This is a genomic window from Ferrimonas aestuarii, assembly GCF_005116665.1.
Classification (GTDB): Bacteria; Pseudomonadota; Gammaproteobacteria; order Enterobacterales; family Shewanellaceae; genus Ferrimonas; species Ferrimonas aestuarii.
Window position 1 is genome coordinate 75,562 of the sequence record NZ_SWCJ01000006.1, and the last position, 26,814, is coordinate 102,375.

At 51.6% G+C, this 26,814-nt stretch carries 22 protein-coding genes; 7 read left to right on the top strand and 15 right to left on the bottom strand.

The genetic code is table 11. The annotated features are described in order from the left end of the window. Window positions 1-58 precede the first annotated feature (58 nt). On the bottom strand, window positions 59-1,684 hold the full coding sequence (locus FCL42_RS10490) for a methyl-accepting chemotaxis protein (protein ID WP_136863372.1): 1,626 nt from the start codon (window positions 1,682-1,684) through the stop codon (window positions 59-61). 545 nt (window positions 1,685-2,229) lie between these two features. On the opposite strand from FCL42_RS10490, the gene FCL42_RS10495 reads away from it, so the two are divergent. Next, on the top strand, window positions 2,230-2,784 hold the full coding sequence (locus tag FCL42_RS10495) for a hypothetical protein (RefSeq protein WP_136863373.1): 555 nt from the start codon (window positions 2,230-2,232) through the stop codon (window positions 2,782-2,784). Continuing rightward, the gene (locus FCL42_RS10500) at window positions 2,781-4,118 is read left to right on the top strand and encodes an OprD family porin (protein WP_136863374.1); all 1,338 of its coding nucleotides are present in this window, start codon (window positions 2,781-2,783) and stop codon (window positions 4,116-4,118) included. The genes FCL42_RS10495 and FCL42_RS10500 overlap by 4 nt, the downstream gene beginning before the upstream one ends. A gap of 103 nt (window positions 4,119-4,221) precedes the next feature. Here FCL42_RS10500 and FCL42_RS10505 read toward each other — a convergent pair whose 3' ends face one another. The 4 genes from FCL42_RS10505 to FCL42_RS10520 form a co-directional block, all read right to left on the bottom strand. Beyond that, complete coding sequence (locus tag FCL42_RS10505; protein ID WP_136863375.1) at window positions 4,222-5,208, bottom strand: formate dehydrogenase subunit gamma; 987 nt, start codon at window positions 5,206-5,208, stop codon at window positions 4,222-4,224. Window positions 5,209-5,346: 138 nt separating this feature from the next. Then, window positions 5,347-5,919: a formate dehydrogenase FDH3 subunit beta gene (gene fdh3B, locus FCL42_RS10510; RefSeq protein ID WP_136863376.1), complete on the bottom strand. Its 573-nt coding sequence runs from the start codon at window positions 5,917-5,919 to the stop codon at window positions 5,347-5,349. A 24-nt stretch (window positions 5,920-5,943) separates the two neighbouring features. Further along, entirely contained in the window at window positions 5,944-8,814 is a 2,871-nt protein-coding gene (locus FCL42_RS10515; protein ID WP_136863453.1) for a formate dehydrogenase subunit alpha, read from the bottom strand. A 15-nt stretch (window positions 8,815-8,829) separates the two neighbouring features. Beyond that, on the bottom strand, window positions 8,830-9,024 hold the full coding sequence (locus FCL42_RS10520; protein WP_136863377.1) for a formate dehydrogenase: 195 nt from the start codon (window positions 9,022-9,024) through the stop codon (window positions 8,830-8,832). A 529-nt stretch (window positions 9,025-9,553) separates the two neighbouring features. Here FCL42_RS10520 and FCL42_RS10525 point away from each other — a divergent pair. Both FCL42_RS10525 and FCL42_RS10530 read left to right on the top strand, forming a co-directional pair. Continuing rightward, on the top strand, window positions 9,554-10,330 hold the full coding sequence (locus tag FCL42_RS10525) for a glutathione S-transferase family protein (RefSeq protein ID WP_136863378.1): 777 nt from the start codon (window positions 9,554-9,556) through the stop codon (window positions 10,328-10,330). A gap of 250 nt (window positions 10,331-10,580) precedes the next feature. Then, complete coding sequence (locus FCL42_RS10530) at window positions 10,581-11,885, top strand: hypothetical protein (RefSeq protein ID WP_136863379.1); 1,305 nt, start codon at window positions 10,581-10,583, stop codon at window positions 11,883-11,885. Window positions 11,886-11,932: 47 nt separating this feature from the next. Here the strand turns inward: FCL42_RS10530 and FCL42_RS10535 are convergent, their stop codons facing one another. The 8 genes from FCL42_RS10535 to FCL42_RS10570 form a co-directional block, all read right to left on the bottom strand. After that, on the bottom strand, window positions 11,933-12,967 hold the full coding sequence (locus FCL42_RS10535) for a formate dehydrogenase subunit gamma (protein WP_136863380.1): 1,035 nt from the start codon (window positions 12,965-12,967) through the stop codon (window positions 11,933-11,935). Window positions 12,968-12,976: 9 nt separating this feature from the next. After that, the gene (gene fdh3B, locus FCL42_RS10540) at window positions 12,977-13,555 is read right to left on the bottom strand and encodes a formate dehydrogenase FDH3 subunit beta (protein WP_136863381.1); all 579 of its coding nucleotides are present in this window, start codon (window positions 13,553-13,555) and stop codon (window positions 12,977-12,979) included. A gap of 12 nt (window positions 13,556-13,567) precedes the next feature. Continuing rightward, entirely contained in the window at window positions 13,568-16,423 is a 2,856-nt protein-coding gene (locus tag FCL42_RS10545; RefSeq protein ID WP_136863382.1) for a formate dehydrogenase subunit alpha, read from the bottom strand. Between the two features lie 13 nt (window positions 16,424-16,436). Beyond that, window positions 16,437-16,619, bottom strand: a complete 183-nt coding sequence (locus FCL42_RS10550) for a formate dehydrogenase (protein WP_136863383.1) — start codon at window positions 16,617-16,619, stop codon at window positions 16,437-16,439. Between the two features lie 168 nt (window positions 16,620-16,787). Then, on the bottom strand, window positions 16,788-17,405 hold the full coding sequence (locus FCL42_RS10555; protein WP_136863384.1) for a TorD/DmsD family molecular chaperone: 618 nt from the start codon (window positions 17,403-17,405) through the stop codon (window positions 16,788-16,790). A 14-nt stretch (window positions 17,406-17,419) separates the two neighbouring features. Beyond that, entirely contained in the window at window positions 17,420-19,099 is a 1,680-nt protein-coding gene (locus FCL42_RS10560; RefSeq protein WP_407644372.1) for a 4Fe-4S binding protein, read from the bottom strand. Window positions 19,100-19,169: 70 nt separating this feature from the next. Beyond that, window positions 19,170-19,736, bottom strand: coding sequence for a DUF3306 domain-containing protein (locus FCL42_RS10565; protein WP_136863385.1), 567 nt, complete (start codon window positions 19,734-19,736; stop codon window positions 19,170-19,172). Continuing rightward, on the bottom strand, window positions 19,729-20,190 hold the full coding sequence (locus FCL42_RS10570) for a DUF3305 domain-containing protein (RefSeq protein WP_136863386.1): 462 nt from the start codon (window positions 20,188-20,190) through the stop codon (window positions 19,729-19,731). Before FCL42_RS10570 ends, FCL42_RS10565 begins: the two co-directional genes overlap by 8 nt. A gap of 289 nt (window positions 20,191-20,479) precedes the next feature. On the opposite strand from FCL42_RS10570, the gene FCL42_RS10575 reads away from it, so the two are divergent. Both FCL42_RS10575 and FCL42_RS10580 read left to right on the top strand, forming a co-directional pair. Next, window positions 20,480-21,295 (top strand): formate dehydrogenase accessory sulfurtransferase FdhD, encoded by an 816-nt coding sequence (locus FCL42_RS10575; RefSeq protein ID WP_229359836.1) that lies wholly within the window; start codon window positions 20,480-20,482, stop codon window positions 21,293-21,295. Beyond that, window positions 21,292-22,197 (top strand): helix-turn-helix transcriptional regulator, encoded by a 906-nt coding sequence (locus FCL42_RS10580; RefSeq protein ID WP_136863387.1) that lies wholly within the window; start codon window positions 21,292-21,294, stop codon window positions 22,195-22,197. The genes FCL42_RS10575 and FCL42_RS10580 overlap by 4 nt, the downstream gene beginning before the upstream one ends. An 88-nt stretch (window positions 22,198-22,285) precedes the next feature. Here FCL42_RS10580 and FCL42_RS10585 read toward each other — a convergent pair whose 3' ends face one another. Next, window positions 22,286-24,385: a sensor histidine kinase gene (locus FCL42_RS10585; RefSeq protein WP_136863388.1), complete on the bottom strand. Its 2,100-nt coding sequence runs from the start codon at window positions 24,383-24,385 to the stop codon at window positions 22,286-22,288. Between the two features lie 6 nt (window positions 24,386-24,391). Then, on the bottom strand, window positions 24,392-25,759 hold the full coding sequence (locus FCL42_RS10590; RefSeq protein WP_136863389.1) for a sigma-54-dependent transcriptional regulator: 1,368 nt from the start codon (window positions 25,757-25,759) through the stop codon (window positions 24,392-24,394). A 254-nt stretch (window positions 25,760-26,013) separates the two neighbouring features. Between FCL42_RS10590 and FCL42_RS10595 the strand changes: the two genes are divergently transcribed. Continuing rightward, window positions 26,014-26,811, top strand: a complete 798-nt coding sequence (locus FCL42_RS10595; protein ID WP_136863390.1) for a substrate-binding domain-containing protein — start codon at window positions 26,014-26,016, stop codon at window positions 26,809-26,811. Window positions 26,812-26,814 lie beyond the last annotated feature (3 nt).

Below are 26,814 nucleotides of genomic sequence, written 5' to 3' on the forward strand. Positions count from 1 at the left end.
TTGAAATAAAAAAGCCCCGAATCGCAAAGCGAAGCGGGGCCAAACAATATGAAGCTAATTACGCCAACTTGAATCGATGAACCATGGTTTGTAATTCAGACGCCAACTGGCTCAACCCTTCATTGGTAGTCGCAATCTGATTAGCGCCGATGGCCAACTCTTTGGAAGACCCATCGATGGACGACATGTTTCGAGTGATCTCTTCCGAAACCACGGCCTGCTCATTACACGCGGTCGCGATCTGGATGTTCATGTCAGTAATCTCTTTCACTGACGCCGAGGTTTTTTGAATCGCCTCCACCGCCATTTTTGATTGAGACACGCAATCTGCGATCAAACTGCAACTTTGTTGAGCTTCCTTACCCGCAATCGACGCACGTTCTTGCAACTGAGACACAATCTCAACAATACGAGCGGTCGACTCTTGAGTACGGCCAGCCAGAGTTCTAACTTCGTCAGCAACCACTGCAAAACCGCGACCGTGAGAACCGGCACGAGCTGCTTCGATGGCCGCATTCAACGCCAGTAAGTTGGTTTGCTCCGTGATGTCTCGAATAACATCGACCACCACGCCGATGTTTTTGGAGTCTTGTTCCAACTGAAAAACCTGTTCGCTGGCAGCAAGAATTACCTGTTCGGCTTGGGTGGTACCGTTGATCCCTTCGGTAACCAGTTCCACTCCTTGATTGGTAATGTCTTGAGCATCAGTGGCAGTAGACGACGCGGTTTCGGTATTTTGGGCAATCTCATTTACGGTTGCACGTACCTGATCCATGGCACTAACCATGCTATCAACCTGTTGTTGTTGTTGGCCAAATCCCTCCGAAGCTTGAGTGGTTACCGCGCCCATCTCGTCGATGGCACCTCCCAACTGCACCACTCCAGCCGAAATCGACTCCAACAGCTGTTGCAAATTTTGCTGCATCATTATGCAGTTATCTGCTAATTCACCGAGTTCATCATTGTTACATTGCTCCCGAGGCAGTTGATGAGTTAAGTCGCCACTGGCAATACTGGTGGCCAGTGCTTTTACCAGCTCAAGAGGTCGACAGATAGTATTGGTCAATAACCAACCAAGTACCGTCATTAACAGCACAATACCGGAAACCGCCAGCACACTTAGCTTAACCGTATTGGTATAGGCCTCTTCGGCGGCAGCCGATTCCAACAGAGCGTATTGCTCATTCAATTCAACCAAACCCTCGATCGCTTCCACCAACGCCAAAAATTCAGGGTAGTATTGATTAAGCAATTGATTGGCACCTTGTGCATCACCGGCACGCACCAGATCAATAAACTCTTGATTGTGCGCTGAATACACATCCCATGCTTTTTTAACTCGATTATAGGTTGCGGTATCGGTGTCGTCCCAAAGACCTTTTTCGTATTCAACTAGCTGATTCGATATTTTCAACTCAAGCTTGCTGAAGCTCGCTAAAAATACATTTACTTTTTCATCATCAAGATTCAAGGCCAAATGAAACTGGTCTTTTCTCAACGTGTTTGAATCAGTCTTTATATTTTGAACCAATATAATACTTGGAATCGTTGCCTGGGTGATATCTGTGATTCTCTCATTAAGATTTGCAAGCCTTAGATCGACAAAGGCGGTTTGTAACAGGGTGGCAAGCCCAACGGCGAAAAAGATAAGTAATATCTTTCTTCTAACAGGTAAGTTTTTCATGGCAATAGCTCAATCAGCAGGCTCAAATTTTACTTTAACCACTCTCAAATTAGTGAGCCCAATAAAAGGTAAAATATATTTTACTCTATAATTTTGGATATTCCTTTTTCACATATCTAGGAATAAACATCATGATAAAAAATATTATCAATTTAGCTCATTTAATGCGCAACTCATACGATACATAAGCAGTTTTAAAAAGTCCGATGTCTCCACGCCCTAAAAGAGCTGATCTAGGTAACACAAAAAAGTCTGTTTCTTTATTCCCACAAGCATTAACGAGAGCTAACAGCAACCTTAGTGAATCTGATTTCTTGGAATTTGCGGTGGTAATACCAGTCAAAACTCGATGTGAGTGAAATTATTGAAATTTATTCACTTATCACAACAAGACAAGGTTCAAATTTCAAGAAATCCACATAAAAACCAATACCAAATTTTCGACACTCTCATAAAATACCAAGCAACTACAAATCACTTGCAATTTAAATCCCGTGAAGAATCCAGTCAAATGTAGGAAAGGTATTACCTACTTATTCCTATTCATGAGCACACTGTTATTACAAGGGTGCATAAGCACACCGGAAAGAGTTAATTTCACTCAACCAAACTCTGAGAACAATGCCATAACCGTACCCGAATTTACCTCTTCAAAACTATCAAAAGAAGGGGTTGCCATTACCGCATTATTCCCAGAGAAACAATATAAAAACTTTCCATCAAAACTCGTTTTCATTATTGAGAATAATCGAAATTCAATTATAGATATCAATCCAAAAGACCAAGTGCTAATTCAATCAAATATCAATTTGCACACTTATTTTGGTGATGAAGCAAAAAGCATTCTAACCGCTTTTGCCAACTCAGCCTTTGGTAAAGACTGCAAAGTCGATCCTGCGAGAACCATGCATAATTACCAACCTCCTCAAGGTTGGAACGCTCCATTAAAGGCGGTAGAAGTGGCGAGTGGGCAATCAATCACTGGCTATGTATTGGTGGATCCCGCCACTGAGCAACTCACACAATTAAACATAAAATTCGTTATCGATGGCGAAACATTCAACTTCGAATTAGATAAACAGGTTAAGTCCGAGTCATGAAAATAAATCCATTCATTATTCTAGCAGCGCTATGTTCATTGCCGACATACGCAACTCCAGAATACCGGGTCGACGTATTAAGTCGCACCTTCTTTCTGAATTCACTAGAACGCAGCGACAGCTATTACAACGAGTTTGATCCGGAGACGGTTACCTCCTATCCGTCATTTAACGAATCTTATGAGAAGTATCAGACTCAGGCATTTCACATTTTTGGCCGCGCCAAAATCAATGACTACTTAAATCTGGAAAGTACTGCCTACTTGGTCGGTAAACTCCATACCGATGTCGATAATCCAGATGGCATGGACACCATCTATGTGCTGCACAATAAAGATGACTCCTTTGCCAAATTGACTGGGGCCATTGAGATCATGCCGACCCAAAGCAGCAAATTGCGATACGGTTACATGCCCTTAGACTTAGAACTATTGGAATCGGGAGACATCAAAACCGCCCCAATCACCTTTTTGGCGGCCTCCATTCAATATCAAACGGATCTGGTCACCTTTGACCTCACTCGTGCCACCCACTCCGCGTCCGCCACGAATCAGGACTATGACAGCTACGGGAAAACCGACACTCAAGGAAACATTGTTCGTCGCGCTCCAGTGGATGTGGCCCAGATCGCGTTCTCCGATGGCCAACTCAGCGGGCTAGCCAGTTACGGCCGACAGAAAGGCTTACGTTATTACCGTTTGGCACAATTGGAGTATAAAACCCGCCTGACTCCTGCCCTATCCATTGAGGGAGGAGTTCAATATCGGGAACGAAAAACCATCGACAACTACGGCACTGAACTGGAAAACAACCATTACGCGGTTCGAGCCGGTGCCAGCTATCAGTTCCTAAGAACCGGCTTTGCCTACAGCTACACCAACGACAAAGACGACATTGAGATGTCCACTCGATGGCAAAACCAACAGGGGCAAGCGTGCGGCTCATGCGGATTCTATGTTGCTGGCTACAGTGACATCTCCCTGTTCCATCACGCTGGTGAATCCGCATACAAATGGAATATTGGTGCCGATCTCAGCCAGTGGATTCCTGGGCTCAACGTCGATGGCTATCTTATCTACGCCTACGACATGCACAGCCCTCAGAAGCAGCAAAACGATCTGGATAAATTGGACAACCGACAGAGAGAGTATGGTCTCAAAGCCTCCTACGCTTTAGGCGAAAGCGGTGGTGAAATCACCCTTCAGCATGCTCGAAACAAGCTAACCAACTACTCTCGGGGACTGTACGGGCCTGGTGAAGGTTATGAATTTGGCAACGTACGCACCAGTTATCAGACCCGACTGGTGGTGAATTACCCATTTAATTTGTTCTGATAAAAAGCCCCGGTCGCTAGGCGAACCGGGGCTTTGGCTTTCCCTTCCGAGGAATCATGCTCGAGTGCTCAAAAGCACTCTCAACAAGGGAAAGAATCCGTGCTTACTTGTAGGTCAGCTCGCCAGATTCCTTAATCTCGTCGTACCATACGTTGTGGTGCTGTTTCGCCCAGTTTTCATCACAATAACCGGACACCATGCACTCCATACCACCTTCGGACATAACGGTCGCCATGAAGATGTGAACGATGGAAAATGCGCAAACGATGATGGCTGAAGCACCATGGGTAAGGATGGCCAACAAGCTCAACGTGCGGCTTGGTTCAACCACATTCGGGAACAGCAGTACGATGCCAGAGGCAACAATCAGGCCTCCACAAAACGCAAAGGTCCAGAACCACATCTTTTCACCGGCATTAGCAAAGCCCGCATCCGGGTGCTTGCCTTTGAATGGACCAAAGTTGATGTAACCACCAACAACGAGGAACCAATCCAGGTCGTATTTCGCTGGAATCTGGTTCTTAGCCCACTTGATGCACATCAGTGCCCAGCCAAACATGAACGGAATTGCCATGTAGTCATGAACCGGTTTGGCAGCCGCCATGATGCTGGCAAAAGCCGCAGGCCCCAGCAATGGTTCAACAAACAGACGACCCGCGAGGATCATCAAGCCAGTCAAGATCAGCAGCAAACAGGGGATCGCCCCCAACCAGTGGATGGCCACGTCGGCCTTAGACCAACGGTAAACCAGTTTGCCAGAGAAGCCATCGTGCAACTTGGAGATGCCGTTGACCAAAATAAACAGTACAAAGACAGCGATCATGCCAAACAGCGCCAACATCATGCCTGGGGCTAGAATGTTCTCGCGAGTCGGCAAGATGCGCTCATCATAGGTATTGATCGCTTGAGCGTGGAATTCACTCTTGGAGGTGGTGTAGCCCTCTTGGCCCTCTTTGAGCGCCTGCCACACCACTTCCGTTTGATTGCCCGCCTGCTGAGCCACGGTACCCGGATCGTCAGCAGCGAATCCTAGCATAGGCAGCAGCAAGGCAAACAGCACCCATAATGGGCGCAAATATTGGGTTTTCATATCAGTTCCCTCGGTAAGAAACGTCGCGTTACTGATAACACCGACCGAGCTTTGAGTCGTCAGACACTGCGACTCGCAGCCCAGGGGTGTTATTGATAAAGAGCACCCCAAAAGGAGTGCTCTATAAAACATCAGCCGTTATACGGAGAATGCTTTACCGCCACGGTTTGCTACACGGTCACGGAAGATGTTGGACACCTGCTGTGCATCGCCGGCCAGAAGCGCCTTGGTAGAGCACATCTCTGCGCACATAGGCAACTTGCCTTCCGCCAGACGGTTGGCACCGTACAGCTCTTTCTCTTTGGCACTGCCTGGTTCGGTGTTCGGGCCACCGGCGCAGAAGGTGCACTTGTCCATCTTGCCTTTGGAGCCAAAGGTGGACTGTTTCGGGAACTGAGGCGCGCCAAATGGGCAGGCGTACAAGCAGTAACCACAACCGATGCAACGCTCTTTATCGTGCAGAACAATGCCGTCTTCGGTCTTGCTGAACACGTTCACTGGGCAGACTGCCATGCAAGGTGCGTCAGCACAGTGCATGCAGGCTACTGACAGAGACGCTTCTTTGCCTACCTGACCATCGTTAATAGTAACAACGCGGCGACGGGAAATGCCCCACTCCAGTGCGCTGTCGTTCTCGTTCTTACAAGCAGTCACACAGCCGTTACACTCGATGCAGCGCTTGGTGTCACACATGAATTTCATGGTTGCCATTGAGCTAATCTCCTCTAACGGCCGTTAAGCTTTGACAATCTGACACAGGGACGCTTTGGTCTCCTGCATCTGAGTCACTGGGTCATAACCGTAGGTCATGGCGGTGTTGGCTGATTCACCCACAACGTATGGCTTGGTGCTCACACCGCCACTTTCTGGGTATTGCAGCTCTTCACCTTCGAAGACACCGGCGAAGTGGTAAGGCATAAAGCACTCACCCGCAGTAACACGCTCGGTCACCATGGCTTGCAGCGTCAGTACCGCACCCTCTGGGGATTGCAGTTTAACGGTGTCGCCATCTAGGATGCCGCGGTCAGCTGCATCTGCAGGGTGGATCTCAACGAACATCTCCTGCTGCAGTTCCGCCAACCATGGGTTAGAACGGGTCTCTTCACCGCCACCCTCGTACTCAACCAGACGACCAGTGGTCACGGCCAGTGGGAAGCGTTTGTCTAGGTTTTCGCTGATCACCTTGTCTTGAATTGACTTGTACAGAGTCGGCAGACGATGCACCTGACGGTCATCGTAAGTCGGGTACTTAGCAATCAAGTCACGACGTGGGGTGTACAGCGGCTCACGGTGTACTGGGATCTCATCTGGGAAGGTCCATACACGTACACGAGCTTTAGCGTTACCGTAAGGGATACAGCCGTGCTTCATAGCAACACGCTGGATACCACCGGAGATATCGGTCTTCCAGTTCTTACCTTCTGCGTACTTCTTCTCTTCTGCAGTCAGTTCGTCCCACCAGCCAAGCTGCTTAAGCATGTCGGCGGTGAACTCTGGGTGACCGTCACCGATCTCGTTACCCTTAGAACCTGGGTCTTCAGCCAGAATGTTGACGCCATTGTGCTCAACACCGAAGCGTGCACGGAAGTTACCGCCACCTTCCATGATGTGCTTGGAGGTATCGTACAGAATGTGAGAGCCAGGGTGCTTCACTTCTGCAGTACCCCAACATGGCCAAGGCAGACCGTAGGTTTCGCCCTTAGCTGGGCCACCAGGTGCAGCCAGATCTTCCCAAGAGAAGGTGTGCCAGTTTTCTTGATGCTGACGGATACGCTCTGGAGACTGACCAGTCATACCAATGGTCCACATACCGCGGTTCCATTCGCGAACCATGTCGTCCACGTCTGGCTGGTTGTTGGTCACTTTCATGCGCTTGGTGTACTGCTCGGCGAAGCCTAGCTTCTTAGCCAGCAGGTACATGATTTCATGGTCAGGCTTAGCCTCGAACGCAGGCTCAATTACCTGAGAACGCCACTGGATAGAACGGTTAGACGCAGTTACCGAACCGTAGGTTTCGAACTGAGTTGCCGCAGGCAGCAGGTAAACGTTGTCTTTACGCTGGTGCATTACACCGGCCATGGTTGGGTATGGATCCACAACTACTACTGCGTCCATCTTGTTCAGTGCTTCACGCACCTCACGGCCACGGGTTTCGGTGTTAACAGACTGACCCCAGAAGAACGCCATACGTACGTTGTCTTTCTGGCCCAGTTTCTTCGGATCTTCCATCACGCCGTCGTGCCAGCGAGAACATGGAATTCCTGGGGTGTTCATTGGAGTTTTGCCCAGGTAAGTGCCTTGGTCGAAACGGCTCTTAACCCAGTCGTAGTCCAGATCCCATACGTTACACCAGTGCTTCCAAGAACCGGTCTTCAGACCGTAGTAACCTGGTAGGGTGTCGAACAGCAGACCGATGTCGGTTGCGCCCTGTACGTTATCGTGACCACGGAAGATGTTAGCACCGCCACCGGAGGTACCCATGTTACCCAGAGCCAACTGCAGGATGCAGTATGCACGGGTGTTGGCGTTACCAACGGTGTGCTGAGTACCACCCATACACCATACGATGGTGCCAGGGCGATGCTCGGCCAGAGTCTTAGCAACTCGACGCATCTGCTCGGCAGGAACGCTGGTCAGATCTTCCACTTCCGCAGGGTGATACTTCTTCACCTCTTCACGGATCATCTCCATGCCGTATACACGACGCTTGATGAAATCAGGATCTTCCCAACCGTTTTCAAAGATGTGCCACAGCAGACCGTAGATGAATGGGATGTCGGTTCCTGGACGGATGTGCACGTACTCGTCAGCGTGCGCTGCAGTACGGGTGAATCGAGGGTCGACAACGATCATCTTGGCGCCGCGCTCTTTACCAGTCAGGATGTGTTGCATCGCTACAGGGTGAGCTTCGGCAGGGTTAGAACCGATGAACAACATGCTCTTACAGTTGTGCATGTCGTTGTAAGAGTTGGTCATCGCACCGTAACCCCAGGTGTTGGCTACACCGGCTACTGTGGTGGAGTGACAGATACGAGCTGAGTGGTCAATGTTGTTGGTGCCCCACATGGCCGCAAATTTACGGTACATGTAACATTGCTCGTTAGAGAACTTGGCGCTACCCATGAAGAACAGGGCATCTGGGCCAGACTCTTCACGAATCTTCAGCATCAGATCGCCAATTTCATTGATGGCGGTATCCCAAGACAGCTTCTTCCACTTGCCGCCTTCCAGCTTCATTGGGTATTTAACCCGCTTTTCGCTGTGGCCGTGGTGACGAATAGACGCACCTTTTGCACAGTGACCACCACGGTTGATTGGGTGATCGAAGGCTGGCTCTTGGCCTACCCACACGCCATTCTGAACTTCGGCGTAGATACCACAACCTACAGAACAGTGGGAACAGATGGTCTTCTTAACTTCGATAGGCGCATTAGAGTCAGCAACCTGTGACGCTTCTGCTTTACGGATCATGCCGGCACCCAACATGGATGCTGCGGCGATACCACCGGTAGTCACACCGGCATTTTTAAGGAATTGACGACGGTTTAGGCCCATTCCGGCCTTTTTCTCAGTCGCTACAACCTTAGATTGACGTTCCAGTTTCATCATCAACCTCGCTGATTAGCCACGCAGAGTCGCGTAGTAGTTACGGACATGCTCGGATTCCTGGTAGCCAGAGGCCTTCTTGGATTCCGCCGGAGAAGTAGGCGCAGCAAATGCTTGGGTACTTACTGCGGCAGCTGCACCTGCAGCGACCGTACCCTTGCCCAGATTCTTCAAAAACGCACGGCGCGCTTGCTGGGGTTTGTTACTCATGTGTTACCTCTTAATAGGTATTCAGGATGGTTATGACCTAATACTCTCCGCATCACAATTAGGTGAATATCGGTCACACTCCGATCCATTTTTGAAGTTTGCTCACAACAGCAAGGACGATTATGCCCTGATATCACAAGAAAAAAGTGATCGAGATCACTGAGAATCGGGAGTGAAAATTGGTCACTAATAGGACAAATTGGGACATGCTGACCCCAATTGTTAAAAAGATGTGAGTGACAGGTCAGTTTGGGACACTGGCTCACTTAATGGACAATTTGGCAGTGAGGATAACGGACACGGGGTTAATACACTTCTACCTCTACAGGTGAGGTCCATCGCAACTATCTGCCATTTTCTTGATCTACATCAAATTTAAAATGAAGAAAGTTTCGTTTGAGGTCACTTAATGCGTGAGCAAAACCTCGACTGATGAGATTTTTGCATCCTTTTTGGTGCTTTTTCGTCTTTAAGGGCAAACACACATTGTCGAGTGACATCGACTCATCATTAGCTACCGAGGTTTACTGTGCTAAAAGTCGTCAGTTTTAAAATTTGTCCATTTGTTCAACGCATTACCGCCATGCTGGAAGCCAAAGGTTTGCCCTATGAGGTTGAGTTCATCAGCTTAAGCGACAAGCCGCAGTGGTTTTTGGATATCTCCCCTAACGGCCAAGTGCCTCTGCTGATCACCGAGGAGGGAGCGGCCCTATTTGAGTCCGATGCCATCGCCGAGTATCTGGAAGACGCTTACCCGAAATTGCAGCCTCAGCTCTCTGCTACCCAAACCGCCCTCAATCGGGCTTGGAGCTATCTCGGCAGTAAGCAATATTTGGTGCAGTGCAGCGCTCAAAGCAGCAAAGATATTGCCACCCTTAAAGAGCGCACCGCCAAGCTTGCCACTAGCTTTGCCAAGGTAGAAAAGGAGCTGGGCCCACATCGCTACTTCAACAGCGACGAGCTGAGCATGGTGGACTTAGCCTGGCTTCCGGTGTTGCACCGTGCGCAGATCATTAAGGAGCAAACTGGGTATGACTTTATCCACGGCTACCCGAAGGTGCAGGCGTGGCAGCACGCCTTGATGGCAACCGGTATCGCAGAGAAAAGTGTGCCAGAGGATTTTCTTGAACACTTCAGCAATTACTATCTGTCGGCCAATACCTTGTTAGGTCGCTGCCAATGTCAGCCAGATTGTGAGTGCAACGCTAGCAACCTTGAGACCCAAGCTGCCGCTCATCAGTGTTGTGAGCTAACTGCATCGACACAAGCCGCTGGGCAATGCGGCTCTTCAAATTGCTGCGGCTAGTCTGTTTCAGAAATAAGTACCAGCGGCCAAGCTGGGCGCTGGTACTGAAAAATTCTTCAAAAACACCATAAACAACCTATAAATCATCAAGCTACAGTCGGATACATCAACAAAGCCAAACTCAATATAGCAACTGTCTAAACACCATCCTCCCCAAAAGATGGATTCACCAGTGACAGAATATTCCATCCCTTCTCTCACCATTATTAATGACTTACCCTTTGCCTCCTATTATAAAAAGGAGTTAATAATGAAACAGCTAGCCTTAATTACCGCATCCTTATCAGCGGCTATTCTTTCAGGCTGTGGCGGTGGAGGCGGCAGCAGCAGTAGCGACACCGGAGCCAATACCGGTCAGCCGCCAGCACAAACAATCAATATTCAAGCCTACAGCTACAATAGTTGCGGTATTACCTCTCCTGCCACGGATGCGCTAGTGGTGTTTCATGCCCAGAACGGCTCAATCATCAATGTGGCTAATGCGGACTCTGCGGGAAAAATTGAAGCTGAAGTGCCTTCAGGTACGCACCACTTAAGCACCATTAACTGGAGAACCAACAGCAACGGTCAGACCCAGCCAGACATTGCCAGCTACCTAAACTCCACTGCAGAAGGGTTAACCACCATTTATGGTCGTGACGATTCCAACAGCCAAAACTGTGGCTGTAAATCTATCTATATCGATACAGCATCCCTTTCTAGTCAGAATGGCGGCACCAAAATTACTGTCAATGGAACGACCGATCCCAGTCACTTCCATGAAGCCCAATGGTGTCATGGGGAAACGGGAACCTACTCTTTGGAAGTCATAGCCAAAGACCTTCCTCAGCCCAGAGCTGCGCTCGTTGAAGTTAACATTGCAGACTACCGAGACGGCGATATCTATACCTTCGATGCAGCAACGTTAGATGGCGAACAGAATTTAAGTCAGCCGTTTAGCTTCTTAGGTCTGGGTGATGCAGATAGCTTTGCGAGCTTTGCAGAAACCAACTCCGGCAGAGTGCTGTGGAACTCAATGTCGACGCTGTATGACCTACATTTTTTCCCAGGCTTATACCCAGATAATTTCGGTGGTTATTTCGCCTTTGATAACCTAACTGAATACGGTCGTTATTCCAGCCATGAACGTAACCGGATCGACAGTGCCAACAATGTCCAGTTAAGCTATAGCAACGATGCGATAGGGTTCCAACAATATGCAGCTCAACTGCTACTCAGTGTCGCAGCGGGCAATACTGGAATCAGTTACAACTTTGCCCCCTATAGCAATAATGACAGTGAAGTAGCCTTCACGGTCTCAGGGGAGAACAACCTCTATATCGACATCTACGGCCCTCTACAAGGCACCATTCCAGACCTACGTTTTCCCAACGAAGTTGAGCAAAAAGTTGAACAATCTGAGATTTATGGTTTAAGCATTATCACCTTCGGTTATGGCAGCCGAATAGACTACAGCACCCATCAAAACCGTCGATTTACTCAAGGCAATCAAGAGGGAGTTCGAAGCCCATTCTTTGATAACTACCACTATCAGCGGCTGGCGATCTCCCAATAACAAAACGGGCTCTCTAAATAGAGAGCCCGTTTTACATTTAATGCCGATTAGGTGGCCTTATACTCGATGCTGCCTTCGGCTTTAATTTCGTCATACCACACGTTGTGATGCTGCTTGGCCCAATTCTCATCACAGTAGCCCGACACCATGCACTCCATACCTCCCTCTGACAATACCGTTGCCATGAAGATGTGCACCACAGTAAAACCGGTCAGCACAATGGCTGCGGCACCATGCAGGGTGATGGCAATCAGACTGGTGGTTCGACTCGGCTCGAAGATGGTTGGGAACAGCATCAACAGGCCTGAGCCAATCACCACCAAACCAAAGATGGTGAAACTCCAAAACCACAGCTTCTCCCCGGCATTGGAAAAGCCCGCATCCGGGTGTTTGCCTTTAAATGGGCCAAAATTAATGTACCCACCCACACTGGCAAACCACTTCAAGTCATAGCTGGCTGGCCAGTTGTGCTTCATCCAGCGGATCATCGCCAGTATCCCAGCCACCGCAAACGGCAACGCCATGTAGTCATGGATAGGCTTGGCCATGGCCGCCATAGCGGCGACCGCTTCAGGACCAATCCAATCCGCAAACACAAAGCGCCCCGCCAGCAGCATTAACCCGGTGATGATCAGTAGCAAACAGGGAATCGCCATCACCCAGTGGATGATCACATCGGCCTTAGGCCAGCGCTTCACCATGGTATTGGAAAACCCTGCCGCCAGCTTGGACGGCCCATTGACCAACACAAACAGGGCGAAGATGACAATCACACCGAACAGCGCCAACGACAATATCGGCGCCGTCACCTCACTTCGGGTATGCAGCCACTTCGGGTCGTAGGAGTTGATCAGCGACGTTGCCCCGGGGCTTTGGGACGAACTTCGCCCCTCAACCCCCTCTTTGACCGACACCCACAAAGGGTTCAGCTCATCACTGTTTCCCTGCCCCTCAGCGGCTTGCAGTTCAGCGGCTTGCGCCGCCATCAACGCTTTGCCAGCTTGCTCATCGGCGTTATCCGCAGCGTATGCTGTGCCAAAAGAGAGCAGCAACATCGCCAAGGTTACTCTTAGCCATCTCATAACTGCTCCTTAGCTGTCCCAGCCCGCATTGGTTGCGCCACGCTGTGCCACACGCTGACGGAAGATCTCTGAGATCTGCTCCGCATCACCAGCCAGCAACGACTTAGTCGCACACACCTCAGCACAGAACGGCAGCTTACCTTCAGCAATGCGGTTTGCCCCGTACAGCTCCATCTCCTTCTCAGAGCCAGGTTCGGCATCGGGACCGCCAGCACAATAAGTACACTTATCCATCTTGCCCTTAGAACTGAATACCGTCTTCTTCGGAAACTGCGGTGCCCCAAATGGACAGGCATAGAAGCAGTAACCGCAGCCGATGCACTTCTCCTTAGAGTGCAGTACTAGGCCGTCTTCGGTTTTTACAAAGCAATCCGCTGGGCATACCGCCATGCAAGGCGCATCAGAGCAGTGCATGCAAGCCACGGAGATGGAGGTCTCTTTACCCACCTGACCATCATTGATGGTCACAACCCGACGACGCTGAATGCCCCACTCCACTGCCGAGTCATTCTTGCTCTTACAGGCCACCACGCACCCATTACACTCGATACAGCGTTTGGTATCACAAAGAAATTTCATTGTTGCCATGATGAAGCCTCCTTAAGCCCGATTGATCTGACAGATGGACACTTTGGTTTCCTGCATCTGTGTCACTGGGTCATAGCCATAGGTCATGGCAGTGTTGGCAGACTCACCTTGGATGTAAGGCACTGTGCCTTCAGGGTATCGAGGCACCAAGCTTTCGCCCTCGAAAATACCGGCGAAGTGGTACGGCATGAAACACTCGCCTGCAGGCACCCTCTCGGTCACCAATGCTTGGATGTGGATCACCGCCCCCTCAGGAGAGTGCAGCGTCACCTTATCGCCCTCATTAATGCCTCGACTGGCGGCATCGGCGGGGTTCATCTCCACAAACATGATCTGCTGCAGTTCAGCCAGCCACGGATTGGAGCGCGTTTCTTCGCCACCACCTTCATACTCAACCAATCGACCGGTGGTCACGATGAGTGGGAACTTCTTATCCAAGTCCTCAGCAATCACCTTGTCCTGAATCGATTTATAAAGGGTTGGCAGACGATGAACCTGTCGGTCATCAATATTGGGGTATTTCTTCACCAGATCTCGGCGCACGGTGTACAGCGGCTCGCGGTGTACCGGTACCGGATCAGGGAAGGTCCACACTTTACAGCGAGCTCTAGCGTTACCATAAGGGATACAGCCATGCATCATCGCCACTCGCTGAATGCCTCCAGAGAGGTCTGTTTTCCAGTTGCGTCCTTCGGCTGCTTGCTGCTCCGCTGGGGTTAGATCTGACCACCAACCCAGCTGCTTGAGCATGTCGGCAGTGAACTCAGGGTGACCACCGCCAAGCTCGTTCCCCAGAGATCCGGGATCGTCCGCCAGCAGGTTCTCACCCTCGTACTCAACACCAAAACGAGCTCGGAAGTTACCGCCGCCCTTCATGATGTTCTTAGAGGTGTCATACAGAATGTGAGTCCCCGGGTGGTTCAGTTCTGGCGTGCCCCAACATGGCCAAGGTAGGCCGTAGGTATCGCCTTTTGCAGGTCCCCCTGGCGCCGCCAGATCCTCAAAGCTAAAAGTGTTCCAGTTTTGCTGGTGCACCTTGAGACGTTCAGGAGATTGGCCAGTCATGCCGATGGTCCACATGCCTCGGTTCCACTCTCGGGTGATGTCCTCTACTAGAGGCTCGGTGCCATTGACCTTGATGTTCTTACACAACTGATCCGCAAAGCCGAGCTTTTTGGCCAGCAGGTACATGATCTCGTGATCCGGCTTGGACTCAAACACCGGATTAACCACCCTGTCACGCCACTGAATCGAGCGGTTGGAAGCGGTAACCGAGCCGTAGGTTTCAAACTGCGAGCAGGCCGGCAAAATGAACACGTTATCTTTTCGATCCGCCAATACCGAGGCAATGGTTGGATAGGGGTCAACCACGACTACCGCATCCATCTTCTCCAACGCCTTGCGCACCTCTCGACCTCGGGTTTCGGTATTCACCGACTGCCCCCAATAGAAGGCCAAGCGGATGTTGTCTTTCTGCCCAAGTTTAGCTGGGTCTTCCATCACCCCATCGTGCCAACGGGAGCAGGGAATGCCAGCCGCATTGATCGGCTTCTTGCCTAGGTAGGTACCTTGATCGAAGCGATTGGCCACCCAGTCGTAATCCAGCTCCCACACCCGAGACCAGTGCTTCCAAGCGCCATCAGACAGGCCGTAGTAGCCTGGCAAGTTATCAAACAGCAGGCCTAAATCCGTTGCGCCTTGAACGTTGTCGTGACCACGGAAGATGTTGGCGCCACCGCCGGACATACCCATATTCCCCAGTGCCAACTGCAAGATGCAGTAAGCTCGGGTGTTGGCATTACCAACGGTATGCTGGGTTCCCCCCATGCACCAAACAATGGTACCTGGGCGGTTATCCGCCAGCATTTTGGCCACCTCATACATCTGTTTTTCTGGAACGCCGGTGATGTTCTCCACCTCAGCGGGCGGGTAATTTTGTACCTCAGCCTGAATGTCATCCATGGCCCATACCCGGCGACGAATGAAATCATCGTCCTGCCAGTTATTGGCAAAGATATGCCACAACAAGCCATAGATGAATGGGATGTCGGTACCTGGGCGGATGTGCACGTACTCATGGGCGTGAGCCGCGGTACGGGTGAACCTAGGGTCGACAACCACAATCTTGGCGCCGCGCTCTTTACCGATCAGAATGTGCTGCAAAGAGACAGGGTGGGCTTCGGCAGGGTTAGAACCGATGAAGATCATGCTCTTACAGTTATGCATGTCGTTGTAAGAGTTGGTCATGGCACCATAGCCCCAGGTATTCGCTACCCCGGCAACCGTGGTGGAGTGACAGATTCGCGCCGAGTGGTCGATGTTGTTGGTGCCCCACATGGCCGCGAACTTACGGTAAAGATAACAGCCCTCGTTGGAGAACTTGGCCGAGCCCATAAAGAAGATGCTGTCTGGGCCAGACTCTTGGCGAATCTTCAGCATCAGGTCGCCTACCTGATTGATCGCTTCATCCCAACTGAGTTTCTTCCATTTTCCCCCCTCCAACTTCATGGGGTACTTCACCCGCTTCTCGCTATGAGTGTGGTGAATCAGTGACGCACCTTTCGCACAGTGTCCGCCGCGGCTGATGGGGTGATCAAAGGCAGGCTCGTGCCCCACCCAAACGTCATTGCGAACCTGCGCGTACACACCACAACCCACGGAGCAGTGGGAGCAGATGGTGCGCTTGGTGTCCACCGGGCCTGTACCTTTGGCGCTGGATGCTTCCACCCGCTTAATCATGCCGCCGCCCAACATGGAAACCGCCGCCAGACCACCGGTGGTGATCCCCGCCCGCTTCAGGAACTGACGCCGATCGATGGACGACTTAGGAGTGACTGCACTATTGGGGACTTTTGCCGTTAGTTTCATACTCGTCTCTCCCTCAGTCTTTTAAGGTCTGATAGTAAGATTGAACATGATCCGTCGCTTGATAGCGGGTTTGCTTGTTGGAGGACGGTTTAACGACGACGGGGGATGATGCGATTGCGGTGCCGCTAACCAGGGTGAAACTGCCGACGCCCAAGGCTTTCAATAAGCTGCGCCGTTGTTGCTCTCTAGACTTCATAACACCTCCATGGTGTCAGTAAGGGATAGGATGAGAAACACTGCTAACTGCTCAGTATAGAACAGCCTGCAAAGTTCGCTTTTTCCCCTAGAAAGCAAAAGCGCGCTGGCCCCAAAGCCCTGATACCAAGGCTTTCAGAAACCAGCGCGCTTTACCTAGAAAGGTTTGTTACTGAATTGGCGTTTCCAAAGTCAGCGCTGCAAACTCATCCTGCTCTTGAGCAAAGAACTGCAGCAATAAGGTACCCACGGCCGCGTAAAACGCACTGCCTTTAGCATTAACCATATCGCCAGCCAACTTATTTACCCAAGGAGCTAGGTGTTTCTGCCAGAAGTTCAACTGCAGATGCTGTGGCGACTCAAGCAGCAGGGCTGCCATCACTTCACACAGAGCCGCAATGTGATCTTCCGGCTCTTTAACTGTGTCCTGGCGGGCAAAACCCAAACGGATCAGATCCTGACGCAGCTGCACCAACTGGGTATCCATCAAGGTACCGGTCATGTACCAGCTGGCGTATGGAATCACTTCACCGTGACCAAGGCCGATAAACAGATCGGTGTATTCTTGAGTGATCGATTCCTGATTGTAGGTCTGAGCCGCCAATTTCAAACCGCTCCATGCCTTTACCATGCCGCTGTCTTCATCGGTACTGACTTCAAGCTCACTCAGAAACGCCAAAAGCTCCACCGATGGTGCATCACGCAGCAGGCCAGCAATCAGTTGATAGATGTCGGCGCGAAATTGCTGAAGTTCAGTCACTACGCGCTGTTGCTGTTGTTCTGTCATAAAAAAGTCCTCGCTTAAACGCGTAGCTGTTTTTCAGGATCGTTAATCACGTCTTCGAACATGTCTTTAACGCGACAGTCTTCGCACATCTGGATACGTTTAATGGCATCACCGGCGAAGGCAGTGTGATTTTGCATCTGAGCCGTGATCTTAGTGATCACCGCTTTGGTCGCAAACGGCTTGCTACAGCGAATGCACTCAAAAGGTTCCTCTTGATGCAATACGCGCTGCGCTTGACGTTGGTCGCGGTCCAGCAGAACTCGGCTGCTAATGGTAATGGCTTTCTCAGGGCAGCCCTTTTCACACAGACCACACTGAACACAAGCCTGTTCAGTGAAGTTCAGTGCAGGCAGGTCACCGCCATCTTTTAGCGCTCGGGTAGGACACAGGGCGGAGCAGCTTTGACACAGGGTACACTTGTCTATGTCCACCTCGACCATGCCGTATGGCAGGTGTGGAATCTTAAGCTCATCACTGATGCCGTTGGCGCAACCGTTAAGGTGATCCAAGCCGTTGTAGAAAGCATCGCGCTTGGCCAATTCCGACGGGAAAGCCGCGATGGCCAACTCCGGCCACTGGGCACTGGCTTCCACTTTGGCTGCCAAACTATCCAGCTCGGTGGTGGCAATCAACTCAACGCGGTCACTCAAACCGATGGCGTCGAGTAGCTCAGCCACAAACTTCTGTTCGCGCTGCAGTAGAGCCATCAAGGTAGCTGGGGTCTGTTCGGTAGTCAGAACCAACACTTGACGTGCGCCCCAAGCCAGCGCTGACATCCAAGCATCAGATGCGGCAACAGCAACCTCTTCCAGCGCCACAGGCAATACCGCACCGGGTAGATTCTGCAAGGCTTTCAGCGCCTCGTCACCGGCGGTTTCATCGTGGAATACGATAACCGGACGGTTGTCTGCCAGCTCAATATATTTGCTGATCAGGCGCTTCAGGTAATCCGCTAACACCTTAGGTGCAGGCTGATCATAACTGATGGCACCCGTTGGGCAGGCATTGGAACAACTGCCCGCACCGTGGCACAGGTTGTGATCCACTTCAATGGCCTTACCGGTAGTCGAAATGGCATCCGCAGGACAGAAGTTCAAGCATCGAGAGCAGCCTTCAATGCCACTGCCGTAGTGGGCGCAGATGTCACTGTTGATCTTCACGTAACGGGGTTTAGTAAACTCCCCCACTAAGTGCGGCAGTTGCGCCAAGGCACCGGCCAGTTTGTCGGCATCATCCTGAACGTGGAAATAACCCGGTGGCAACAGCTCTAAGCTCAGGCTTGGCTGCTGACCTAAATCCAACACCAGATCGTAGTGAGGGCGACGAACCGCCGCAGGTGCTAACTCTAGGTGGTTACCCTGCTCATCTTTAATGTGGGCCTGATACTGACCCAAAAAGCCTTTTACCTGCACCTGCTTGCTGTAATACGCGGGAACGGACTCGGTTTTCTCCACCGCTTCCATCACCTTAGCTAGGTGGGCTTCATCTTGACTGGTGATGGCGTCGGTGGCCACCAGAGTGATGCTGGCCATGCCATCCAGATCGGCAGCGGCTAAGCGAATGGCATCTTCCGCACCGATGATCAAAAGGTGACCGGCAGTAGTATAAGTGACCGTTTGTGGGATCAGGTTCTCCAACATCTGAACCTGAGCCTTTGCCTGAGCGGCGACAGCAGTTTGAGTATTGCTCACAATGCGTTCCTGTTTTGGGTGTCGTTGCCAGCACTCTGTCGGCGCCGGTCAAGACAAGCTCATTTAAATCTGACTATGATTGGCGAGTATCGCCCTGCTCTTCACTATCGGAAGGCTCAATAGCCGGTGGCTCAGCATCAGCGGCTGGGTCATTTTGTCCCTCGGCCTGTTGTTGCTGAGCTAAACGTAACTGCTCCGCTTCCTGCTGCTTACGTTCCTCTTCCAATTTGGCATCCAGATGGCGGAATACTTGCTTAGCCACCTCTTTGGCCGCCTGAGCAGTCAACTTAGGTTGATTACTGTAATCCAGGGCGTATTCCGCCATGCCATCGGTAATGTTGTATTGGGGCTGACTCCACAAGGCTCGTAACGCCTGCTTTTTCTTCGTGGGGTCAACGCCCTCTTTGAGAAAGTCGGCGAAGCTGCCGCCCTCCTCAATGGATTCTGGGTCAGGCAGCTCCTGCTGTTGCTGCGCTTCCGCATCTTCGGTTTCAACCGACTCCGCTTCGGCTTGAGCAAGCTGTTGTTTCTGCTGCTCTTGCGCCTCTTGCTCAGCTATCTGCTGTGCCTGCTCTTCCTCTTTGACCTTAGTCAGGCGTTGCTGCCAACGGGAAAACAAGCCAGATTTCGAATTAGCCATCGCGCTTATCTCGCTTCTGCTTCAATTCGCCACGAAGGTCGATGTGCTTACGACGGTGGGCACTGATCTGCTGCTCACCATGGCGAGTGATGTAGGCTTCAATCCAGCAGCCAACCGCTTTTGGCAGTGGATAGGTGAACACCGGCTGATCGCTCTCCAGGCACCCCGCAGCGATGTTCTGGTTAGCAGTCACGAACATGGGAACAGGCAAGCCATCTTCACCTTCGTCACACACCACGAACAGCAAGGGGTTATCCAGATCCAAATTCAATCGATAGTTGGCACGTTCATCTTTGTACAACTCCAAGCCAACCACACTGGCGCCTTCAACCGCATCGGCGGTTGCCGGCAGTAGCTGGTCCACCTCCCACTGGGTTTGAGTCCAACGACCCATGGTGACTTGTTTCGACTTTAGCTTGACCTGCAGCGGCCACATATTCTCGCTACGTTGCATCGACGCCTCGTGCTGGTTGACTGAGTAAATTCTGCTCTTAAACATTCCTAGCAAGAACCATTCCACTATAAAAAGAGCGGTTTTTCATGAGCGAGATCACATCCACTTCAAGGTTAGGGACAAATTGTCCATAGAGCAAAATGCGATTGGGTCATTTTGCTCTCAATCTGGTGATCTGAGTCACAACTCACCGTCTATAGTAATGGAATGGTTTTTGCTTAAATATTTACAAATACTCGCAGCACCCTGCCATTTGGTACTGCACTCACCCATTTTATGTTGGATGCTTATGCCTCAGTTTAGCCGAACCCAAAGCGATGCCCCTCTGACTAAGTCCGTGGTGGCCATCGATGCCGCCGGTCAACCGGTGGAAAAACAGATCGCCTGTGAGCGCCCCCTCACGCTGTACCTGAACTGGAAGCCGATCGTGACCCTGATGACTTTGGGGGCTCGTCCCGAAAAATTGGCACTGGGTTACCTTAAAAACCAAGGTTTTATCACGGACATTGATAAGGTTGAGTCTGTTATTATCGACTGGGATGTAAACTCAGCTGCGGTTATTACTTCTGAATCCACCGAAGGGCTGGAACAGAAGCTGGAAGAGAAAACCGTCACCTCTGGCTGCGGTCAGGGTTCGGTATTCGGAAGCTTCATGGCGGGCCTGGATCAGATCAACCTACCCCAAGTTAGTCTGAAGCAATCCACCGTCTACGCCCTGCTGAAAAATCTGGGCGAATACAACGAAACCTATAAAAATGCCGGCGCCGTACACGGTTGCGGGGTCTGCCGTGAGGCCAAGATTCTCTCTTTTGTGGAAGACATTGGTCGTCACAACGCCGTCGACACCCTGGCTGGCGAGCTGTTTATCAACAAACAGCAAGGCGATGATCTTATCTTCTACACCACAGGTAGACTCACCTCAGAGATGGTGATCAAGGTGGCGAAGATGGGCATCCCAATTTTGGTGTCTCGCTCTGGCATTACCGAAATGGGTCTGGAGCTAGCACAGCAATTAGGCATCACCTTGGTCTCTCGCGCCAAGGGCCGTCACTTTCTGGTGTACAACGGTGCCGAGAATATGGAATTTGATGAGGCAAACTCATGAGCAGAGAGCACGATAACCTTTTCATGAACGCCAAAGAGGTGGCTGAATATCTCGATCTCAACGAGAAAAAAGTCTACGCCATGGCCAATGAACAACAGCTGCCCGGCACCAAGGTGACCGGCAAATGGTTATTTCCAAAACCAATGATCGACCGCTGGGTGATGGAGTCCTGTCACTTCGGCATGCTTAGCGACCGATTGATCATCACCGGCAGTGATGACCCCCTACTGCAATGGGTGATCAACCGCCTCGGACGTCGTATCGAATCCAAGGGTTTGGTGAACTACTGCTCCAGCGGCTCGCAACTGGGTCTGTCGCAATTGGCCAAAGGTCACGCCGACGTGTGTGCCCTGCATTGGGGCGATGAGGCCGAGCGTAACCTGCGTCATACCGCACTCATAAAACGCCACCCTCAATTCAAACAATGGGTGATGGTGCACTGCTGCAGCCGTGATTACGGCATCCTGATGCGCAGCGACCACCAACATCTGTGCAATGACCTCAAAGAGAGCTTGGCACTGAGATATCGCTGGGTTACCCGCCAACCCGGTGCCGGTGCTCGTCATCACTTCGATAACTGGCTGACCCAGATGCAGCGCACCAGTACCGATCTAAACGTGGTCACCACCGCCTACAGCGAACGCGAACTGGCGGGGATGATCGCCCGGGGTGAAGCAGAGTTTGGCATGGGTTGCCAAGGCATTGCAGGGGAGTTTGGTCTCACCTTCATCCCTCTGGGGAAAGAGTCGTTCGATCTGGTGATGCCGCAAGGGGTGTACTTCCGCTACCTGCTGCAGCAGTTGTTCGAGTTGATGCAAACACCGGACACCCAAGCCTTTGCCCAGAAACTGGGCGGCTACGATCTCTCTGGTTGTGGCAAGATCATCTGGAGCCCAAACTAGGCCCTAGTGACCTTTAGTGATATCAAAAAACGCCGCGCTTACGTGCGGCGTTTTTGGTTACGCTGTTTATGTGTAAAAACCGCAGGAATTACAAAATCCCCTTGAGGTTCACCGCCTGCTGATCTTCATTCAGCGGTGCCTCCGACGGCAAACTGATGGTAAAGGTGGTGCCCACCCCTAAGGTCGATTCCACCTCAATCACCCCACCAAAGCGGCGAATGATGCCGTAACTCAAAGCCAAACCAAGTCCAGTACCGGTCTTGCGGGTGGTGAAGAAGGGATCGAAAATGCGCGACAGTAACTCAGGCTTAATGCCGACGCCTTCATCTGCCACCGCCAGTTTCACCCCTTTCACTTCGCCATTGTCATCAAACCAATTTTGACTGGAAACACGAATGGCACCGGCATTTTCCATGGCGTGACTGGCGTTGATCACCAAATTAATCAATACCTGCAGCAGCTGCTGACGATTAACCACAACGGTGGCATCTGACTGCAGATCCAGATCCACATCGATGGCCTGCTTCTCAATGGAGTGACGTACCAGCACCCGCATCTCTTCGACAATGGGGCCAATACTCTGACGCTCCAGCGGCGCATCAAAATCACCGGGGCGAGCGTACTGCAGCAAAGACTGAATGATCGCTTTGATGCGCTGTACCTGCTGCAGCACCAAATCGATCTCTTCTTCCACATCTTCGGCACGATCGCCGAGCTCAAATCGCATCAACTCCATGTTGCCCAAGATCACCGCGGTGGGGTTATTGATCTCATGGGCAATACCCGCCGTGAGCTCACCCAAGGCCACCAGCTTCTCGTTGGTGACCATCTGCGAACGTGTCTCTTCCAACAGCTGTAAGTTCTCTTTGAGCTGCTTGGTTTTGCGTTTCAGGCTACGGGTACGCTCCTCTACCTTAAACTCCAGCTGCTCCGCCGCCTGTTTGATCTCACGGTTGCGCTGCTGCAGCAGATCCAACATCTGGTCAAACTGCTTCGCCAATTGCGACAGCTCGTTGTCGTCATCCAGCCCCAGATTACCGATGCGACGTTTTTCGCCTCGCTGGGTGGCTCTAACCACACTATGAATGCGATCCAATGGCTGCAGCAAGCCAGTTGCGCCTTTGTAGACCGCCAGCGCCGACAGCGACAACACCAACAACAGGATGATGCCCAGCTCAAGAATATTCAGCAGATAGTTATGAACAAAAGGCGCTTCGGTAAAGCCGGTGTAGAGCATGCCAATGCGATGGCCGCTAACGTCAAACAGCGGCGCATACGCGGCGATGTACCAATCGTTATAAACAAAGGCGCGATCGATCCAAACGCGGCCTTTTTCCAGCACCTCCATGCGTACCTGCTCGGATACCAAACTGCCTACGGCGCGTTCGTCCCCAAGCCCCCCCTCTTCCAGCTGGCCCGGAACATTGGTGCTGATACGGATGTTGTCCAGAAACAGCGTTACGGTACCGATGGCGCCTTCTGGCAAGGTGTTGGGCGCATAGAGCATGTCACGAATGCCATCCACCAAACTGCGGTTGTGATTCAGCAGCACACCACCATCCAGATAACCGATCACATTACCCTGAGTATCCTGCACCTTAGACAGGGTACGCATCACCATGCCTCGGGTTTCACTGACCTTCGTCGGCTCCCCAGCCATGGCGGTGTGTTTTAGCGGCATCAACGCTTCACGGGTCAGCGCCGTACTGAGCTGACCCAAAGCATCGCGATCCAATACCTGAATGCCTGACTTAGCTCTGGCATTGGCGCTTGGCATCAAGTGTTTCAGGTGGGGATCGGTGGCGATGGTTTCGGCACTGACCATGCGCAGAAAATCAAGGCCGATGGCGATGCGGTTACTTTCCAGCACCTGCGAAATGGCGGCGCGGTGCTCACTCTTGGCACTCAGCAAGCTTTTCAGTTGCCACGCTTCTTGAACCTGAGACAGGGCCTGCTCTTGGTCATCCAACTGCTCCAGTACGAACCCTTGGGCCACCCCCAAATCGGCGCGAACCTTCATAAACAGCTGGCTACCGGTGTAGGAGACGTTCCAGTAGATGGTGACAAACACCAAACTGGCCAAGGTCAGCAGCACCGGCAACAACATCAAGACCAGCAGTCGCGACCGCACCGTACTGGTCAGAACCTTGAGGTCACCCTCAATTCGATTACGCCACTGGTTAAACATGATGGCTTACAGGCCCCACTCTTTAAATTTACGATCCAAGGTCTTGCGAGACACCCCAAGAATTCGGGCGGCGGCGGACTTATTGCCCTGTTGGCTTTCCACCACCTGCATCACGTGCATCCGCTCCACCTCTTTCAGTGGCATGTCATCTGGATAGCCGGATTCACCGGTTCCTTGTGTGGTCGGCGCTGGCGTCTGTTGCTGTCGCCAATACTCTGCTGGCGGCTTGCCCAGCAGTAAGCAGCGCTCAACAAGGTTACGCAGCTCACGGATGTTGCCCGGCCAATCGTGATTGGTCATCAGCTGCATATCTTCGTGGCTCCAGCTGACCTCTTTCAAGCCAAGCTCCGCCGACAACTGACGGGTGAAATGGTGCACCAGCTCAACGATGTCATCACGACGTTCACGCAGCGCTGGAATGTGCACATTAAGCACGTTCAAACGGTAGAAGAGGTCACGGCGGAAACGGCCTGCATCCACCTCTTCAAGCAGTTCTCGGTTAGTGGCCGCCACCACACGCACGTCCACCGGAGACTCCTGCTCCGACCCGACGGGGCGAATGGCGCGCTGTTCGAGCACCCGCAGCAGTGCAGTTTGCATCTGCAGCGGCATCTCACCAATCTCATCTAGGAAGATAGTGCCGCCACTGGCGAAGGTAAACAGCCCTTCACGGGCGGAACGTGCGCCAGTAAAGGCACCGGCAACATGACCAAACAGCTCACTTTCCAGCAGCTCAGGCGCAATGGCACCACAGTTCACTGGCACAAACGCGCCACTGCGACCGGATTTTTGGTGCAGCAACCGGGCGACCAGCTCTTTACCGGTACCAGACTCACCCTCAATCAACACCACAGAGTTCGTTGGGGCAACTCGATTGATCACCTCTTTCACCTGAGCCATGCCATCGCTGACGCCGATCAGGGTATTTTGGCCAACGTGGATCTGCTCCACCTCTCGCTTAAGCAGCAAATTTTCTCGGCGGAGCAAACGGCGCTCTAGGCAGCGCTCCACCGATTGCATCATCTGCTCTAGATGGAATGGCTTCATAATGAAGTCCATGGCGCCAGCACGCAGAGCGCGAATGGCGGTTTCCATATCGGCATAGCCGGTCATGAAAATAATGTCGGAGCGACGGCTGCCCGGATCCAGCGCTTCGTTCCACTCGATGCCATCGCGCCCCGGCAGGCGAATGTCCACAATCAGCAGATCGAAGTGACAGCGGCTGCGTAGGCGCTCAGCATCCTCAACACTGCCGGCCACCTCTACCAACGCAAAGCGTTTTGATAGAGCTTTTTTCAAAAACGAGCGCATGCCCGGCTCATCATCAACAATCAGGACAGACAGCGCTGGGGTTTGCATCAGTTCAGTGGTCATAGTGGTAATTTTTTCCAAGTAAAATCAGCCAAATTGTCTCACATCCGGTCAAAATGGCTAATCTGAAATTTTGGGTGCGTCATTCTGACCTAGTTTAGTGGCAAAATCTCGTGACCCCAGTCACAAAAAATGAGTATGCGAAGTTGGCACCACCTTTGCTAAGAAGATATCAGTGACATCTGCAATATCAGATTTATCGGCTTAACAGGGACACCACCCCTTTGGTTAAGCCAACTCAATGAACGGAGAGATTGATGAAAAAACTGGCAACTGGCTTAATCGCTTTAGCACTTAGCTTCAGCCTTAGCGCCGCAGAACAGATTAAACTGGCCACCACCACCAGCACCGACAACTCAGGACTGCTGGCTTACCTGCTGCCTGCTTTTGAAAAAGACAGCGGCTATCAGGTACAGGTGATCGCCACGGGTACTGGTAAAGCACTGCGTCACGGCCGCAATGGCGACGTTGACGTCGTTATGACCCACGCACCAGGTGCGGAAGCTAAGTTCGTTGAAGAGGGTTACGGCCGTCTACCTCGCCAGATCATGGCCAACGATTTCATCATCTTGGGTCCAGAATCTGATCCAGCTAAAATTCATCAAGCGAAAAACATCGTTGATGCCATGACCCGCATCCACGACACCGGCGCTATCTTTGTATCTCGCGGTGACGAGTCCGGTACTCACATGAAAGAGTTGAACTTGTGGAAGCAAGCCAACCTGAGCACCGATTACTCCGGTTATCGCGCTATCGGTCAGGGTATGGGTCCAGCGTTGTTGACTGCCGATGAAATGCAGGGATACTTGCTGGCGGATCGCGGTACTTACCTGGCGTTCATGCACAAATTGAATTTGAAAGTACAATTTGAAGGAGACAAGTCTCTGCTGAACCCATATCAGGTAATCCTGATCAGCGATAAAAAGTACCCGGATCTGAACCACGAAGGTGCCAAAGCCCTGAGCGACTGGCTGTCCAGCAGCAAAGGTCAGGAAATGATTGATGCCTTCCGAGTTCAAGGTCAGCCTTTGTTTAGAGCAACTTACAAAAACTGAATG